The 17,574-nt window shown below is 69.0% G+C and carries 13 protein-coding genes; 4 read left to right on the top strand and 9 right to left on the bottom strand.

Features of this window, described 5'->3' with window-relative positions; all coding sequences use genetic code 11:
- Window positions 1-34 precede the first annotated feature (34 nt).
- The 3 genes from OOJ98_RS29875 to OOJ98_RS29865 all read right to left on the bottom strand — a co-directional run bounded on the left by OOJ98_RS29875 (window position 35) and on the right by OOJ98_RS29865 (window position 3,027).
- On the bottom strand, window positions 35-877 hold the full coding sequence (locus OOJ98_RS29875) for an AfsR/SARP family transcriptional regulator (RefSeq protein WP_267058171.1): 843 nt from the start codon (window positions 875-877) through the stop codon (window positions 35-37).
- Window positions 878-996: 119 nt separating this feature from the next.
- Window positions 997-2,211: a transposase gene (locus OOJ98_RS29870; RefSeq protein ID WP_267058170.1), complete on the bottom strand. Its 1,215-nt coding sequence runs from the start codon at window positions 2,209-2,211 to the stop codon at window positions 997-999.
- A 153-nt stretch (window positions 2,212-2,364) separates the two neighbouring features.
- Window positions 2,365-3,027: a ScbR family autoregulator-binding transcription factor gene (locus OOJ98_RS29865; RefSeq protein WP_267058169.1), complete on the bottom strand. Its 663-nt coding sequence runs from the start codon at window positions 3,025-3,027 to the stop codon at window positions 2,365-2,367.
- A 306-nt stretch (window positions 3,028-3,333) separates the two neighbouring features.
- On the opposite strand from OOJ98_RS29865, the gene OOJ98_RS29860 reads away from it, so the two are divergent.
- Both OOJ98_RS29860 and OOJ98_RS29855 read left to right on the top strand, forming a co-directional pair.
- A complete protein-coding gene (locus tag OOJ98_RS29860; RefSeq protein WP_267058168.1) occupies window positions 3,334-4,764 on the top strand; it encodes an NAD(P)/FAD-dependent oxidoreductase in 1,431 nt (476 codons plus the stop codon).
- Window positions 4,765-4,996: 232 nt separating this feature from the next.
- Window positions 4,997-5,926 carry a ScbA/BarX family gamma-butyrolactone biosynthesis protein gene (locus OOJ98_RS29855; protein WP_267058167.1) on the top strand — a complete coding sequence of 310 codons (930 nt, stop codon included), beginning with the start codon at window positions 4,997-4,999 and terminating at the stop codon, window positions 5,924-5,926.
- 62 nt (window positions 5,927-5,988) lie between these two features.
- Here OOJ98_RS29855 and OOJ98_RS29850 read toward each other — a convergent pair whose 3' ends face one another.
- Window positions 5,989-6,753 (bottom strand): SDR family NAD(P)-dependent oxidoreductase, encoded by a 765-nt coding sequence (locus tag OOJ98_RS29850; RefSeq protein WP_267058166.1) that lies wholly within the window; start codon window positions 6,751-6,753, stop codon window positions 5,989-5,991.
- Between the two features lie 120 nt (window positions 6,754-6,873).
- Here OOJ98_RS29850 and OOJ98_RS29845 point away from each other — a divergent pair, with 120 nt between their 5' ends.
- On the top strand, window positions 6,874-7,743 hold the full coding sequence (locus OOJ98_RS29845) for an NAD(P)-dependent oxidoreductase (protein WP_267058165.1): 870 nt from the start codon (window positions 6,874-6,876) through the stop codon (window positions 7,741-7,743).
- A 236-nt stretch (window positions 7,744-7,979) separates the two neighbouring features.
- Here the strand turns inward: OOJ98_RS29845 and OOJ98_RS29840 are convergent, their stop codons facing one another.
- From OOJ98_RS29840 to OOJ98_RS29820, 5 genes are all read right to left on the bottom strand, one after another.
- Complete coding sequence (locus OOJ98_RS29840) at window positions 7,980-8,189, bottom strand: ferredoxin (protein ID WP_267058164.1); 210 nt, start codon at window positions 8,187-8,189, stop codon at window positions 7,980-7,982.
- 31 nt (window positions 8,190-8,220) lie between these two features.
- Window positions 8,221-9,438 carry a cytochrome P450 gene (locus tag OOJ98_RS29835; protein WP_267058163.1) on the bottom strand — a complete coding sequence of 406 codons (1,218 nt, stop codon included), beginning with the start codon at window positions 9,436-9,438 and terminating at the stop codon, window positions 8,221-8,223.
- A gap of 36 nt (window positions 9,439-9,474) precedes the next feature.
- Window positions 9,475-10,650, bottom strand: coding sequence for an acyl-CoA dehydrogenase family protein (locus OOJ98_RS29830; RefSeq protein WP_267058162.1), 1,176 nt, complete (start codon window positions 10,648-10,650; stop codon window positions 9,475-9,477).
- A 201-nt stretch (window positions 10,651-10,851) separates the two neighbouring features.
- Complete coding sequence (locus OOJ98_RS29825) at window positions 10,852-11,268, bottom strand: nuclear transport factor 2 family protein (RefSeq protein ID WP_267058161.1); 417 nt, start codon at window positions 11,266-11,268, stop codon at window positions 10,852-10,854.
- A gap of 107 nt (window positions 11,269-11,375) precedes the next feature.
- On the bottom strand, window positions 11,376-11,762 hold the full coding sequence (locus tag OOJ98_RS29820) for a nuclear transport factor 2 family protein (protein ID WP_267058160.1): 387 nt from the start codon (window positions 11,760-11,762) through the stop codon (window positions 11,376-11,378).
- Window positions 11,763-12,014: 252 nt separating this feature from the next.
- On the opposite strand from OOJ98_RS29820, the gene OOJ98_RS29815 reads away from it, so the two are divergent.
- A complete protein-coding gene (locus tag OOJ98_RS29815) occupies window positions 12,015-17,549 on the top strand; it encodes a type I polyketide synthase (protein ID WP_267058159.1) in 5,535 nt (1,844 codons plus the stop codon).
- Window positions 17,550-17,574: the final 25 nt, after the last annotated feature.

Below are 17,574 nucleotides of genomic sequence, written 5' to 3'. Positions count from 1 at the left end.
CCCTGTGCATCGGGGGCGCCCACGATTCAAGGCGTCAGCTGGCCACGCCCGACGCCCACAAAGGGGTGACAGCCGTGCGCAGTCCCGTGTCGTGACGGGGCCTCAGCCGTGCCGCGTCCAGCGTGTTGGTCCCGAGGACCTCGGCCTGCAACCGCTGGATCTCGGCGGAGGGTTCCAGACCCAGCTCACGGTCGAGAACGTCGTACAGGTTCTGGTAGGCCTGCAATGCTTCACCGCGCCGGCCGGCGCGGTGCAGAGCCGAGATGAGCTGGCCGTGGAACCACTCGTGCAGCGGGTGGTCATTGACCAGGGCCCGCAATTCGGGGAGCAGCTCCCGGTACCGCCCGAGGCGGTTCTCGATCTCCACCCGCAGTTCGAGGGCACGGATACGCAGCTCGTCCAGGTGGGCCATGCGCCCGTTGAGCACCGACGCGACGGGTACGTTGCTCAGTACCGGGCCACGCCATAATCGGCGCGCCCGGTCGAGGTGCTGTGCCGCTCTCTCGGGCGATCCTGCGGCCAACTCCGTCTGTGCGCGGCGCACTTGCCGCTCGAAGACATGGATGTCGACCTCGTCGTCCGCGATGTCGAGCCGGTAGCCGGGAGCCTGGGTGAGCAGCAGGCGCCGCGGGGCGTCGCCCGCCTGCACCTCGTCCAGCATCCTGCGTGCGTGGTAGACGTGCGTCTGCAGGGTCCTGATCGCGCTGTTCGGCGCGGCATCGCCCCAGAGTTCCTCGATGAGCACCCCCGACGCGACTGCCTCGCGCGGCTGGAACGCCAGCACCGCGAGCATCTGACAGATTTTCGATGCCTTCGGGGCGTGCGTTCGGCCGTCGTCGGTCACGATCTCGAAGGAACCGATGAGATTGAACTGCACTGCGCACGCTCCCGTTCCGGCGCCCTCGCGCCAGTGTCACCGACGATGCTCGTGTGTTGGTCCTGAGATTAGGGAGCGATGGCCGCCCGGGTCGCCCGGCGCAGGGGGAGAGTGTCAGGTTACCGGACGGTAGGTCGGTTCCTGTGGTCCACATCACCCTGCGCGCTGGACCGCTGCTTGACCTGGTCGACCACCACGTCCGGCTGCCGGACGAGAAAGTAATGGGCGATGGAGGCGAGCGTGATGTGACGGTGCCAGCCGGGGTACGACCGCCCCGCGAAGTCCATCGCTCCCACGCGCTCCGACACGGTGGCGAAGTCGCGGGCCACGACGGACCGCAGCCGGGTCAGGCGCAACAGCTCGGCCAGGGAGGGCCCTTCGAGGTTGGTCAGCCACAGGGCAGCGCCCGTCGCGGATGATGCGCCGGCCCGCCACTCCCCCACCAGCAGCAGCTCCCCGGTCCGCGCACCCGGATGCGGCACCGCCACGGGCACGGCCACCCCCGTCACGGTGCCGTCACCCGGGTTCACCTGCCGCCGCAGTCCGGCCAGCGATGCGGCAAGCTCCCCCGCGGTCCTGCCGCGGTCGCCGTACCGCGGCAGCCTGCCGCGGTCCAGGCGCAGCGGGGTGTCCGAGGACACCCGTGCGAGAAACGGGACGCCCATCGCCGACAGATCCCCGGCGAGCGCCACGGAGTCGATACCGGCGACGTCCACCACCACGGGAGCGGCATCCGAGCCGAGAACGTCCGTGAGCCGTGCCACCGAGGCCCGCACCAAGCCCTCCAAGGTGCCCGCCGAGAGGCCGGCGGGGATGCCGACCCGCTGCCGAAGCGGCTCTTCGAGCCAGCGGCCCGCCAGCCGCAACCGCCAGTCGACAGGCACCGCCGAACGCGGCGACGCCAGCCATGTACCCAGCGCGTACTGGCCGTTGAGGCTGCGCCCCAGGCTCGGCAGGAACTGCTGGTCGACACCAATGGAATGGGCGCCGACCTTCGGGATCACGACGGGCCTGACGACCCAGGCCTCCGGGGAGAGGGTGCGCCGGACCTGCCGGGCGAGGGCCCCCCTGAGCGGCATCCACTCCCACGGCGAGGCGCTGATGAAGTGATGCACGCTCTGCTCGGCCGCATCCCCGCCGAACTGAGTGGCGATGTTGCGCAGTGTCTTGCGCCCCGGCAGGGCCAGCAGTCCGCGGACGTACTGCTGTGCCTTGAGGCGCTGGCCCGCACGCCGCAGCGAGACGAAGAGTTCGGGGTCGCACATGATTTCTTCGAACGGCGCCTCCGGCTGCCGCTCGCGTGCGGCGTCGACGTGCCGAACGTGCTGACCCATGGCCCCCCCGAGACACCGCAGCCGGGCAACCCACCCCCACCGCACGGCACTTAGTTCAAAAAAGGACGTCCGTTCGGTTCATTTATACAGGATGCTCACAGGGTCGATCCGGCCAGCGGGCGCTCACGCTCCGCCGGAGGGACGCTGGGGGCCCTACTGGGCGGCCGGGGCGAACTCTTGGGCGGCCTCGGCCTTCTTCTCCCGGAGAAGCCGCTCGGCGCGGTACGGAGAGATGTCCAGCTTCGCCAGGACGGAGGCGCTGGCGATGCTGGGAAGCAGCAGCGCGAACAGGCCGGAGATCTCCTGGGACAGATCCCGTCCCGACAGCGCCTCGGTGACCAGCTGCACCCCGGTCCACGCGCCGACGAGCAGCCTGCCCACCTCTTCCGGATCGACGTGCGGCAGCAGTTCGCCCCGCTCCTTCGCCTCGCCGAGCAGCTCGGTCCCCACGGCGATCCAATCGGGCCAGCGGGTGCCGAACATGGTGCGCGCCTTGGAATCGACGGACAACCGGATCGACGCCCTGAGCACCGGCTCCCGCGGTACGCGGTGCGCGAGCAGCAGTGCGAGATCCACCCATTCCTGCAGCTTGAACGCCTGCGGTGCGGCGCCTTCCAGGGTCACGGCCTCGTCGAGCACGGCACGCGCCAACTCTTCCTTCGACGTGAAGTGGAAGTACAGGCCACCGCGGGTGATCTGGACGCGCTCGATGAGCGTACCGATCGTGGTCGCGTCGTATCCGAGTTCGTTGAACATCTCAGCGGCGGTCTCCAGGATCATCCTGCGCGTGCGAAGAGCACGTTCCTGCCTTGCCATGTTCCGCCTCCGCCACATCCACCCCTCGCCGGTGTGGAAATCTCAGACTGATGAGTGATACCGACCGGACAACCGGTCTTCTATATCAGCTCATTGATGACGCCGCGACTCTCGTCGTGCCCAGCTGGCCGACATGCGCCCCCTGAAGCCGGGCCGAGCAGAACCAAACCTTCCAATTACCTCGCCGTGACCGGCGACTTCCGGCCGTCCGGTTAGCTGCTGCTGGCCAGTACAAGCCGCTCGCCCTGCTCGACGGAGGACGAGGGGTGTCCCGCGCGTCCCGAGACCAACAGAAAAGATACGTAGATGAGTTCTCGACCGTCAGCCACTCGCCGATACGCAGCTTCACCGCTGGGACGCCGCTCGCTGCTCCAAGCGGCCGGGGCGACGGCGCTGGCCGGGGCGATCGGCGCGACCGCACGCGGAACCGCCCGGGCCGCGGAGACCGTCACCACGGACGCCGTCGTCGTCGGCGCGGGCTATGCGGGCGGCACGGCCGCCCGCGAGCTGAGGGCGCGGGGCCTGAGCGTCGTGGTCCTGGAGGCCCGAAACCGGATCGGCGGCCGCATTTGGACGGACTCGCTGGCGGGCGAGCAGATAGAGCTCGGCGGCGGCTGGCTCAGCCCCGACCACCACCTGGTCGCCGCCGAGCTGCAGCGCTACGGCATCACGAGCCACGAGGACATAGCGCCGACCAGCTGGGTCATGCCCGCGACGAACGGCTTCCAGGCCCTGGCCCCGACCGAGGCCAACGCGCGCATGGGCGAGCTGTTCACGAAGTTCTTCGCCGGCTCCGAGCAGTACTTCGAGCGCCCCAACGAGCCGTTGTTCCGCAAGGATCTCCTGCAGGCGGTCGACCCCCTGTCCTTCGCGGACCGGCTCGGCCAGCTCAGCGAGCTGTCCGCCGTGGACAAGCAGTGGATCGCCGGATACAGCGCCACGTTCGCCGGCGGCGACAACACGCGCGGCGCCCTGACCTCGATGGCGCAGTGGTGGGCGCTGGGCGGCTGGACCATGGACGGCTGGAACCGTCAGACCGCCTACAAGCCGAACGGCGGCATGACGGCCCTGCTGGAGAAGATGCTCTCGGCGTCGGGAGCCCAGGTCGTCCTCAACTCGACGGTCGCCTCGATCACCGACACCTCCGCCGGTGCCGAGGTGAAGCTCACCAGCGGCCGGGTCTACAAGGCGGGCACCGTCGTTGTGGCCGTCCCCGTGAACATGTGGAAGACCATCACCTTCAACCCGGGCCTGCCGGCGGTGTTCGCCGACACGGCCAAGAAGGGCGCCGGCGTCAACCCGGCGACGAAGATATGGATGCAGGTCAGCGGCAACGTCGACGCGGTCTACGGCCAGGGGCCCGAGTCGTCCGCCATGCCGCTGGTGATCCCGCAGAAGCAACTGCCGGGCGGAGGGCGGCTGATGATCGGATTCGCGGGCCCCTCCCTCGACGCGTCGAACAAGGCCGCCGTTCAGGCCGCCCTGCGGAAGTACGCTCCGGGCGCCACCGTCGTCGCACACAAGGCCCAGGCCTGGGGCGACGACCGCTACGCCCGTGGCGGCTGGGGCCTGCGCCGGCCCGGACAGCTGCTTCAGCAACTGCCCGCGATACATGAGCCGTTCGGGCGCATCGTCTTCGCGGGCAGCGACATCGCGAGCGGCTGGAACGGCGCCTTCATCGAGGGCGCGGTCGAGAGCGGCCTGTACGCGGCACAGAAGGCCGCAGTCCTGGCCTGAACCCGGAACCGAAGCGCGCGGCCCTCACCTGTCCGGATCCGTCCCGCTCCACCGTGCCCCGTCGAGTGCCCCATGGCGCCGACGGGGCACGGTGTCGCCATGACCCGCTCATTACACATTCATTACCCGTGCTTAAGCTCACATTGACCTGACGCCGAAAACAGACCGGCTAGCCGGTAATTTGGCGCCACGCGACACGCGCGTGACATCAGTCTCGAAGACAGGGGGGGCCTTGTCCGAAACAGCCGTTGCCTCACGTCCTCTGACGCTCCATCAGGCGTTAGCCGCTCCGCACCCGTCCGCACCGCTCGCCGCCTATACACATCTCAGACGGAGCGAATCCATCCTGGTCACAGGCTGGGAGCGCACCGGAGCCCATCAGTTCGGCGTCGATGCCGTCTGGCCGAAGACCCTGAGCACCTACCTGCCCTACGATCCCCGCATCCTCGCCCAGGCCGTCCGGCAGAGCGGCCTGGTCGTCGCCCATGGCGAGTACGGCGTGCCCCTGGAGCACCAGACCGTCCTCAACGCACTGCGTTTCAGGATCAGTCCAGGATTCCGGGCGCCGCGCGACGAGGCGACGGCGCTCCGCATCACCATCGACGTATCCGACCCGAACCCTGGCCGGCGCACCCCCAGCAGCCTGCACATGCGGTTCCACTTGGCGCGCGAGGGAATCACCGTGGCCAGGGCCGACTCCCGGTTCGGCTGGATCTCGCCGGCGGCGTACCGCCGCTTACGCGGTGACCACATCGCCGTCGACTGGGCGGAGTGGCCGGTACCGGCACCGGTCACGCCGGCTCGGGTCGGCCGCGTCGCGGCGGGCGACGTCGTCCTCGCTCCCGGCGACCGGGACCATTCCTGGCTGTTGCGCAACGATGTGAGCAACACCCTGCTCTTCGACCACCCGGTCGACCACGTTCCAGGCCTCGTCCTGGTGGAGGCGGCCCATCAGGCCGCGTACGCCTTCTCGGCGCCCCTCCCTCTCCATGCCATCCGCGTCGACAGCCGGTTCGACCGGTACGTGGAGTTCGACCGGCCGTGCCTGATCGAGGCCATGCCGCTCCCGACGCACGCACAGAACGGGTCGAGCGTCCGGGTTGTCGCCACCCAGGGCGGGGAGACCGTGGCCGTGGTCGACTTCGACGGCGGGACACACTGAGAACCCCTGTGGGCGGAAAAGCCTGTGTGCCCGCGGCCGGTGACGGCCCCGGGCACACAGGTTCACTGGTTGACGAAGCCTCCGTCCACCGGCAACACGGTGCCGGTGAGGAACGGGCACCGGTCGCTGAGCAGCCATGCGGCGGCCGCCGCGATCTCCTCCGGTTCCGCCGTACGGCCCTGGGGTGTGACCGAGTTGGCGAACGCCTCGATCCCGGGGTTGCGCGCGAACCAGTCGGCGGTGATCTCACTGCGGGTCGTACCGGGGGCCACCGCGTTGACCCGGATGCCCTGCTTCGCGTACTCGTCGGCCGCTGCCCTGGTGAAGCCGATCACCGCGTGCTTGGAGGCGATATAGGGCGCGGCCGTCGGGATGGCCACCAGGCCGCCCACGCTGCTGTTGTTGACGATCGAGCCTCCGCCGGTCTCCAGCATCGCGGCTATCTCGTGGCGCAGGCAGTTGAAGACACCGCGGACGTTGACATCCATGATGGTGTCGTAGACGTCGTCCTGCATGAGATGCAGCGGTGTGCGGTCGCCGCCGATCCCCGCGTTGTTGAACGCCGCGTCGAGACGTCCGAAGTGGGTCACGGCGAACTTCACCACCCTGGCCGCGTCTTCGCCGACCGAGACGTCACCGACCACGTAGGCCGCTCGCGCTCCCCCCTGCTCGAGCTCGTCGACGAGGGCCGCCAGACGAGCCTCCCTGCGGGCGGTCAACACGACCGCCGCGCCTTCCTTGGCGAACTCCTTCGCCGCAGCCGCACCGATACCGCTGCTTGCCCCCGTGACGAGGACGACTTTTCCTAAAAGAAGATCACTGGCCATGGCCGCAGTCTGCCAGAGACCGACTAATTAGAGCGTTCGTCCCAGAGGTGTGCTAGGTTTCCCTCATGCGCCAATTAGAGCGCTCGTTCTAGAGTTTGCATACCCGGAGGCCTTTCGCTCATGAGCAGCAAGCAGCCCGTCACCGTCATCGGAATCGGCCCCATGGGGCAGGCCATGGTCAACGCCTTCCTCGACGCGGGCCACGAGGTCACCGTCTGGAACCGCACGGCCTCCCGGGCCGATGCCCTGGTCGCCCGAGGCGCCGTGCTCGCCAAGAGCGTTCAGGACGCCGTCCAGGCCAATGAACTCATCATCCTGAGCCTCACCGACTACGAGGCGATGTACGCCGTCCTCGAACCCGCCGCCGATGTCCTGAGCGGCCATGTCTTCGTCAACCTCAGCTCGGACACTCCGGAGAAGACGCGGGCCGGCTCGCGCTGGATCACCGAGCGCGGCGGCGTGCACATCACCGGTGGGGTCACCGTTCCGCCGGCGGGCATCGGCCAGTCCGAGTCCTACACCTTCTACAGCGGCCCCACTGCGGCGTTCGACAAGCACAAGGCCGTCCTTGAGGTACTCACCACCGCCGACTACCGCGGCGAGGAGCCCGGCATCGCTGCGCTGATGTACCAGATCGGTATGGCCATGTTCTGGCCGTCGATGGTCAGCTACTGGCAGGCCATCGCCGTCGCCGACGCCAACGGGCTCAAGGCCGCGGACATCCTGGCGCACGCGAACGCCACCATGACGGCGATGCCGCACTTCCTCGGCTTCTACGCCGAGCGCATCGACAGCGGCAACCACGCCGGCGACGTCGACCGGCTCGCCATGGGCCTGGCCTCCGTCGAGCACGTCATGCACACCCTCGGCGATGCGGGCGTGGACACCAGCTTCCAGGCCGGCGTCGTCGAGTTCTTCCGTCGCGGTGTGGAGGCCGGCCACGCGGACGACAGCTTCTCCAGCCTGGTCGAGCTGCTGAAGAAGAAGTAACGCGAGCGGTTCCGGTAACGAGGAGGGGCGCCCTACGGCGCCCCTCCTTCTTGTTGGGCCCGCCCTGCCGCCTTGTTGGGCCCGCCCTGCCACGTCGAGCCCCCATGTCCTCGCCGATGCGCACCCGCACCCGGGAGGGTGCCGGACACAGATCCGCCCGGGACCATGGCACGGTCCCGGGCGGATCTGGGGTGGGCCCCTCGGCTGGCGTGGCTGCCCTCAACTAGCGTTTCGGTTCACCCCTCGGCGGCCAGCCGAATCGCCTCGGTGGGGCAGACGTCGAGCACGCTGCTCGCGTCCTCGATGTCGACGGGGTCCACGAGTTCCCGCTTCAGGGGCACCGCGTAGCCCTCGACACCCACCTTGAACAGCTGGGGGTGCATCGCCTCACACGTGCCCGCGCCGGTGCAGGCCCCTGTGTCGATGGTCAGAATCCGCTTGGTCATACGCGCTCTCCACCTCCGTTCCTCGCGCCTGTCACAGCGCGACCGGCAGCGACGGCAGGCTGCGCAACAGCCAGTTCTCCTCGAACAGGATCTCCTCGCGGGGAACCGAGAGGCGCAGGTCCGGGAACCGGTTGAGCAGTGCGGGCACCGCGACACCGGTCTCCAGGCGGGCCAGGGCCGCCCCCATGCAGTTGTGCAGCCCGTGGCCGAGGGCCAGGTGGCGCTGCCCGTTGCGGGTGATGTCCAGACGCCGCGGGTCCGTGAACTTCTCGGGGTCGTGGTTCGCGGACTGCAGGCCGGCGACCACCGGCGTGCCGGCGGGAATCGACACGCCACCGATCTCCAGATCCTCCTTGGCCAGACGGAACAGTCCGACGCAGAACGCGCCGTCGTAGCGCAAGAATTCCTCGATGGCAGTGGGAGTGTGCTCGGGGTGCTCGACGAGCAGTCGCCGCTGGTCCGGATGGTCGAGCAGACCCAGCACGGCGGCACCGATCAGGTTCCTCGTGGTGTCGATGCCCGCCATGATCATCAGGGCGACCATGGACACGAGTTCGTCCTCGGTGAGCCGGTCCTCACCGTCACGCGCCTGGATGAAGACGGAGGTGAGGTCGTCACCCGGGTTGCGCCGCTTCTCCACGATCAGTTCGCGCCCGTAGACGACGATCTCGTCGAACGCCGCCGCGACCTCGGCCTCGTTGTCGGGGTTGGACGGATCCGCGTGGAAGGCGCGCTCGATGGCGTGCAGCATGTCGGCGAAGCGATCGAGCGGGAACCCCAGGATCGCGCCCGTGACATCCGCGGGGATCTTGCTCGCGTAGTCCATCACATCGGGGTTCTGCGACTTCGCGAGGTCGTCGAGCGCCTCGTTCACGATCCGCTCGACCGGCTCCTGCCACGCCGCGGCCCGACGCGGGGTGAAGGCCCCCATCGCCAGCTTGCGCACCCGGGTGTGGTCCGGCGGATCGAGCACGGTGAGAATGCGCCCAATCAGCGTGTCGGCGCCGAAGATCATGCCCGACTTCTTGAACTCCTCGCTCCCCCACACGTCTCCGTCGTTGCTGAAGCGTCTGTCGCTCAGCAACGCCTTGACGTCGTCGTAACGGGACAGGAAGACCATCGGCACATCGCCGACGGGAAAACGGAACTCGTGGATCGGGTCGTGGACGCGCAGCCAGTCGTACACCGAGTACGGATCCTGGTAGTACGCGGAGTCGAACAGCGTCGGTGCCTGTTGCGCTGTAGTCATGGTGCGCCTCCCGGAACGTGGCAGGAAGAGGGTCGGTTAGATGTAGTCGGTGCCCGGCTCGAGGCCCAGCAGGACGCGGCCGTGGGCCTCCAGCGAGCTGACCGGCGTCAGCAGACCGTGCAGGGAGAGCGCCTCGATGTCCCGGAAAGCGCGCTGGAAGTGATTGCTGCGCACGATGGTCGAGGCCGAGCTGATGTTGTAGAGCGTCTCCACCGCTTCCTTGGTGGCCTGCACTACGTAGCCGACCTGTCCGCGGACGGCCGCCTTCTCCTCCACGGTCATCTTCTCGCCGAGGCCGGCGCGGCCCTGCATCACCCGGAGCCAGTCCCCGGAGAGCGCCTCGCACGCGGCGATCTTGTTCGCCGCGTGCGCGAGCTGGATCTGGGTGTAGGGATGTTCCTTCTGCTCGGTCCAGCTCGTGTACGTGATCCCCTTGCCGGGGAGGCGCTCGATGAACAGTTCCAGAGCTGCCTTCGCGATGCCCAGGTAGACAGGGGCGCAGGTCGCCAAAATGTAGCTGGTGAGGTTGTAGTTGCGGCCCTTGACGTCGGCGTTCCAGCGGTTGCCGGTGGAGGCGTCGTACACCTCGACGCCCACCACGCGGTGAGCCGGAACGAACACGTCGTCCGCCGTCGAGGTGGCGCTGCCGGTGCCGGCGGCACCGAACACGTCCCAGTCATCAGCGACGGTGATGTCCTCGGTCGGTACGAGAGCGAAGAGCTCCTCGTGCCGGCCGTCCGGGTGCTCGACCATCGCGGCGTGCACGTTCCAACGGGCGCCGGGCACACCGGTGTTGAACCGCCAGGAACCACTGAGGCGATATCCGCCCTCGGTCGGGACGAGGGTACCGCTGGGGGTGAAGCCGCCAGAGATGCGGACCGAACCGTCGGCGAAGACCTCTTCCTGCGCCTTGTCCGGGTACAGGGAGGCGATCCACGCGGTGGACACCCACACCATGGAGACCCAGCCGGTCGAGCCACAGCCGCGGGCGATCTCGGCCAGGATCACCGCCTGCTGCTCAGCCGGCAGGTCGAGCCCACCGAAACGCTCGGGGACAGCCATGCGGAACACCCCGGCCTTCTCCAGAAGGTTGATGTTCTCCTCGACGAGCCACCGCTGCTTCTCGGTCTGGGCACCATTGTGACGCAGCGTGGGTATTGCCTCCTTCACGGCATCCAGAACGCCCTGGGCATCATTGTCGTGCTGAACCATTCTTCCTCCGATGCGATTTCCCTGAATCAAGGTGTGCCGATGCGGCGTGCCAGGGACGCGTTTCACCCTAGGCGTCTCGCTCAACCTGGCACCCATTTACCGGCAATGCGCCGCTCACCGAGCCCGAAACACAATTCCTCCCCGTGCCCGAAGGGGGCGTGCACGGGGAGGAAATGGCCTTGCGGATGTGGGGCGCGGAGCCTACTCGGGGAGCAGGCTGCCCGCGACCGGGCGGTCGACGGCCATGAGCCAGCGGCCGTCGTCGCCGCGGCGCAGCACGTCGGTGCAGTTGCCCTCGATGTGCAGGGGCTTGCCCTCCCCGTCCGTGCCGTCGATGACGAACTGCACGCCGATCAGGGCCACATCGCCCGCGACGTAGGAGTGGGTGACCTCCGCCTTCAGGACCGGCTTGGTGGAGAGGAACTCCTTGAAGAACGCCAGCCGGTCGGCGCCGGTCAGGGGCGTTCCCGAGAAGTTGGAGATCGCGTCCGCGCGGTAGAGCTTGTCGAACAGCTCGCCGTCACCGGAGTTGAACACCTGAAGGAAGATCTCGTTCTGCAGGTCGGTGTCGTCGGTCAGGTCCGGGTTGTCGAGGTCGAGGTCGACGGTGATGGCCATGGAGTGGGAAACCCCCAGTTTCTTCGTTGACGTGGGTGTGGGTGCGGGGCGGCGCAGACGTGACCGTCCACCGCCGCGGCCCGGGGATTACCGGCGCGTTGCCGGTCCTACTTCTCGCCGTACGGGTCGTCGATGGCGTAACGCCAGTTACCGTCCGTCCCCTTGCGCAGCACGTCGACACCGACACCGGACAGGCGCTCGGGGGCACCGTTCTCATCCTTCGTGTCGATGGTCCAGTCCACGATGAGCAGCGCGGTGTCGCCGGTCACATAGGACTGCTGCGGAACGGCCGTCATCTTCGGCCCGTTGGCAAGGAACTCCCGCACCGAGTCGATGCGCGCCTGGCCGGTGAGCGGGAAACCCGGCTCCCAGACCGCGACGGCCTCATCGGTGTACATCGCGTTGACGGCGTCCACGTCACCCGCGTTGAAGGCCTCGACATAGAGCGCGGTGTGTTCCTCGACATCACTGGTCAGTTGCGCCACGGTGAACATTCTCCTTTTTCCACCCGAATGATTGGTCTGACGGATGGCCAGGCCAATCGGCTAAGAAAATCCAGGTAGACCCTAGTGCGGCGCGGCGGGGCGCAGGCCATCGAGCATCCATCGCGAAGTAACACTTCGGCCACTCGCCCGGGAGCCCACTCAATTACCGGCACGTGCCGGGGCGCCGTTACGATCGACAACCCGATCTGTAATTAATTGAAATTGCATGCCCATTTGGAAAAACACCGGGGAGCTGAGCACATGGCGGGCGAAGAAAAACTCCGCGACTATCTCAAGCGCGCCATCGCGGATGCCCGTGATGCACGCGCCAGGCTGAACGAGGTCGAGGACCGGCAGCACGAGCCGATCGCCATCGTCTCGATGGCCTGCCGGTTCCCGGGCGGGGTGGCCTCGCCCGAGGACCTGTGGCAGCTGGTGACCGACGGCGTGGACGCCGTCACGCCCTTTCCGGACAACCGCGGTTGGGACCTGGAGGCCCTCTATGACGCGGATCCGGAGCGGACCGGGACCAGTTACAGCCGGATGGGCGGGTTCCTGCATGACGCGGACCTGTTCGACGCGGAGTTCTTCGGGATGTCGCCGCGCGAGGCCGTGACGACCGACCCACAGCAGCGCCTGCTGTTGCAGACGGCGTGGGAAAGTTTCGAGCGGGCCGGCATCGATCCCCACTCCCTGCGGGGCAGCCGCACCGGGGTCTTCACCGGCCTGATGTACAACGACTACGGATCGCGCCCGGGGCTGCCCGCCGAGAACGCGGAGGGCTATTTGTTCAGCGGGAGCGCCGGCAGCATCGCCTCGGGCCGCATCTCCTACACGTACGGTTTCGAGGGTCCGGCGATCTCGGTGGACACGGCCTGCTCGTCGTCGCTCGTCGCCCTGCACCTGGCGGCCGGCGCGCTGCGTCGCGGCGAGTGCGACCTCGCACTCGCGGGCGGCGCGACGGTGATGTCCACGCCGGTCGCCTTCGTCGAGTTCTCCCGGCTGCGCGGGCTGGCGGCGGACGGTCGGATCAAGTCGTTCGCGGCGGCCGCCGACGGCACGTCCTGGTCCGAGGGCGTCGGCCTCCTCCTGGTCGAGCGCCTCTCCGACGCCCGCGCCAACGGCCACACCGTCCTCGCCGTCCTACGCGGCTCAGCCGTCAACCAGGACGGCGCAAGCAACGGCCTCACCGCCCCCAACGGCCCCTCACAAGAACGCGTCATCCGCCAAGCCCTCGCCGACGCCCACCTCACCACCCACGACATCGACGCCGTCGAAGCCCACGGCACCGGCACCCGCCTCGGCGACCCCATCGAAGCCCAAGCACTCCTCGCCACCTACGGCCACAACCGCCCCCACCAACACCCCCTCTACCTCGGCTCATTGAAATCCAACATCGGGCATGCGCAGGCCGCGTCCGGTGTGGGTGGCGTCATCAAGATGGTGCAGGCGATGCGACACGGTGTCCTGCCCAAGACACTCCACGTCGACGAGCCCTCACCCATGATCGACTGGGACACCGGCGCCGTCGAACTCCTCACCGAGGAACGCAAATGGCCCGAGACCGGACACGCGCGCCGGACCGCGGTGTCGTCCTTCGGGTTCGGCGGTACGAACGCGCACGTGATCCTGGAGGAAGCGCCCGCCACCGACGCTCCAGTGCGCACCGCGCCGGAGACCATCGAGGCGGGGAGCGCCACGCCGGCCACCACTGAGACGGGCGGCACCGCACCGGACGCTGTGATCCTTGCGTCCGTCGACGCCCCGATCCGACTCCCCGTCCTGCCCTACACTCTCTCGGCCAAGAGCGAATCCGCCCTACGCGCCCAGGCCGAACGCCTCATCACCCACCTCGACACCCACCCCGAGACCACCGACACCGACCTCGCCCACTCCCTCGCCACCACCCGCACCCACCACCATCACCGGGCCGTGATCCTCGCCCCCGACCTGCCAGGACTACGCGACGGCCTCACCGCCCTCACCACCGGCACTCCCGCGCCCACCCTCACCACCGGAACGGTCACCCCCGGCAAAACCGCGTTCCTCTTCACCGGCCAGGGCGCCCAACGCCTCGGTATGGGACAGGAGTTGTACAAGGCCTTTCCCGCCTACCGCACCGCCTTCGACAAGGCGGCAGCAGCCCTCGACCCCCACCTCACCCAGCCCGTCAAGACCACCATCCAGACCGGCACCCACCTCAACGACACCGCCCACACCCAACCCGCCCTCTTCGCCCACGAAACAGCCCTCTACCACCTCCTCACCACCCTCGGCATACAACCCGACTACGTCACCGGCCACTCCATCGGCGAAATCACCGCCGCCCACATCTCCGGCACCCTCACCCTCACCGACGCCGCCCACCTCATCACCACCCGCGCCCGCCTCATGCAAACCGCCCCCACCGGCGGCACCATGATCGCCATCCAGGCCGGCGAAGACGACGTGACCCCCCACCTCACCGACCACCCCGGCGTCACCATCGCCGCCCTCAACACACCCCACACCACCGTCATATCCGGCGACACCCAAACCGCAGAAGACATAGCCGAACGCCTACGAGCCCAAGGCCACAAAACCACCCGCCTCAACGTCAGCCACGCCTTCCACTCCCCCCACATGGACCCCGTCCTCGACGAATTCCACACCGCCCTCGCCGGCCTCACCTTCCACACACCCCACACCCCCGCCATCTCCACCGTCACCGGCGCCCTTGTCACCGACCAGTGGTCCACGCCCGACTACTGGGTCCAGCAGATACGCCTGCCCGTCCGCTTCGCCGACGCCGTCCGCACCCTCGAACACAACGGCGTCACCACCTACATCGAAATCGGCCCCGACGCCACCCTCACCACCCTCACCCGCGACACCCTCGACCAACCCCAGAACGCACTCGTCCTCAACACCCAACGCAGAGACAAATCCCAAGCAACCACCCTCCTCACCACCCTCGCCACCCTCCACACCCACCGCACCACCATCAACTGGCCGACCACACACCACGAGCCAACTCCCCACCCCACGGACCTGCCCACCTACGCGTTCCAGAACGAGCGGTACTGGCTCGAGGCGTCCACCGCCGCCGCGCCCGTGCGGACGAGGGAAAGCGGGCATCCGCTGCTCGGCGTCCCGCAGCCGCTCGCCCACTCCTCCGAGACCGTGCTCACCAGCCGCGTCTCCCTGGCACTCCACCCCACACTCGTCGTTCACGACGTGGCCGGTTCCGCCGTGGTGTCCGCCGCGGCGCTCGTCGAACTCGCGGTTCGAGCCTGCGACAACATCGGCTCCCCGGGTCTGGACGAGTTCGTCCTGCGCGAACCTCTGGTGCTCCCGCCCCAGGGTGAAGTGGAGTTGCAGGTGCGGGTCGGTGCGCTCGACGGCACGGGCCGTCCCGAGGTGAGCGTGTCCACACGGCCGGACGGTGTCACGCAAGCGCCGTGGACCTTGCACGCCGAGGGGGTCTGCCTGCCGGCGGACGCGACGAGCCGTCGGCCCGAGCCACCATCCGACGCCGGCAAGGGGGTCGCGATCCGGCTGCCGGAGGAACTGACCGACGAGGCCGCACGCTACGGGATTCATCCGTATCTGCTCGACGCGGCGCTGCCGCTGCGCAGCGGCGCAGAGGGAACGGTGCGGGTGCCCGCCGACTGGCGTGGGGTGCGGCTCCACGCCGTCGGAGCCGTCACCGTACAGGCCCGGGTCGTCGAGCGAGATGCGGACACCGTCACCCTCCACCTCACTGACGGTGCTGGTCAGCCGGTCGTCACGGTCGACTCGATCGAGTATCAGGACGTCGCCGCTGAGCGGTTCACCGCCGACGCCGGCACAACGGCCGACGCGCTCTTCCGCGTCGAGTGGGTCCCCGCGGCCGAGCCGGGAGAGGTGCCGGCGGTGCGCTGGTCCGTACTCGGCTGGGACGGCGCGGACACTGCGCAGGACAGGACGCTCACCGGTCTCGAAGGAGCACCGGGCGTCGAGGCGTTCGGCAGCGTCGAAGCGATCGCTGCCGCCGCCCACCGCTGCGACGCGGTGGTGCTTGCGTTGCCGGCGACCGAGCCCGCGCGGCCGGCGGCCGCCGTACACGAGGAAGCGGCACGCGTGCTCGCCGTGCTCCAAGCATGGCAGTCCGACGAGCGACTCCTGGACCTCGCACTCGTCGTCGTGACCCGGGGGGCGGTGGCGGCGTCCGACTCGGACGTGCCGAACCCGTCGGCCGCCGCCCTGTGGGGTCTGGTGCGGTCCGCTCGCTCCGAGGCGCCGGGACGGATCGTGCTCGTCGACAGCGACGGCGACGGCGAGGTCACGGCCGAGGGGCTGGCGGCCGTCCTGGCCACCGAGGAGCCCGAAGTCGCCCTGCGAGGCGGTGTGTTGCTGACGCCCCGGCTGTCACCGGCCGCTGCGGCCGAGGGGGCCGCCGAGCCGGACCTCGCACCGCCCGGACTCGCCGACGGAACCGTTTTGATCACCGGCGGCACCGGCACGCTCGGTGCGCTCCTCGCCCAGCACCTGGTCACCGCCCACGGCGTACGGCACCTTCTCCTCGTCAGCCGCTCGGGTGAACAGGCCGAGGGAGCAGCCGAGTTGACGCGTGACCTCAAGTGGCTCGGTGCCGAGGTCACCATCGCCGCCTGCGACGTGGCGGACCGGGACGCGCTCGCCGCACTCCTCGCGGACCTTCCGGCCGGCCGACGGCTTTCCGGTGTGGTGCATGCCGCAGGAGTGCTCGACAACGGCCTGGTCGGGGCGCTGACCCCGGCGCGGCTCGACGCGGTACTGCGTCCCAAGGCGGACGGGGCCTGGAACCTGCATGAGCTGACGCGGACCATGGACCTGGACGCGTTCGTGCTGTTCTCCTCCACCGTGGGCGTCTTCGGCGGACCCGGCCAGTCCAACTACGCGGCGGCCAACGCCTTCCTGGACGCGCTCGCTCATCGTCGGCGGGCCGAGGGCAAGCACGCCCGTTCCCTCGCTTGGGGTCTGTGGCAGCCGGAGGCGACCGACGACAAGACCGGTGACGGGCTCGTCGGCGGGATCAACCGCGGCCTCGACGCCAAGGACGTCGAACGTTTCGTCCGCAGCGGCTTCCACCTCACGACGCGTTCGCAGGGGCTCGCCCTGTTCGACCGGGCGCTCGGCACGGACGCGGTGGCGCTGGTCGCCACCCCGCTGAACCGGGCCGGTCTGCTCGGCACCGCGGACGGAGTGCCGCGCCTCCTGCGCACCGTGGCCGGCGCCGGCCCCGCCCGGCCCACGGCCCTTGCCTCGACGTCCGCACAGGATTCGACGGCGCAGCAACTGGCCGCCCTCTCCCCCGTGGAGCGGGAGCGGTGGGCGCTGCTCCTGGTGCGCACGGAACTGGCGGCCGTGCTGGGCCACGCGTCCGGTGACACCGTGCCCGCGGAGCGTTCCTTCCAGGAGCTGGGCCTCGACTCCATGACCGGCGTCGAGCTGCGCAACCGGCTCAACGCGGCCACCGGCATCCGGCTGCCCGCGACCACGGTCTTCGACCACCCCACACCCGCGGCCCTCGCCGATCAGGTGCTGCGGCAGGTGGAAGCCAGGCTCGACGCCGCGGCCCCGGGGATCCTCGCCGACCTGGAGCGGCTGGAAGGGGCGTTGGCCGCGTCCCCGCAGGACCCGGCGGAACGGACCGAGATCGCGTCCCGACTGCAGGCCCTCGTGGCCAAGCTGAACACGCCTACGGACGCGGACACGGTCGATGCTCTCTCGTCGGCTTCGGCGGACGAGCTCTTCAGCTTCATCGACTCACAGTTCGGCGAGTCCACCCCCTGACCGAGCCCGTCCCTCGTTGCCGCTC

Source organism: Streptomyces sp. NBC_00083, assembly GCF_026343295.1.
GTDB lineage: Bacteria > Actinomycetota > Actinomycetes > Streptomycetales > Streptomycetaceae > Streptomyces.
This window is presented reverse-complemented; position numbering and strand designations above follow the sequence as displayed.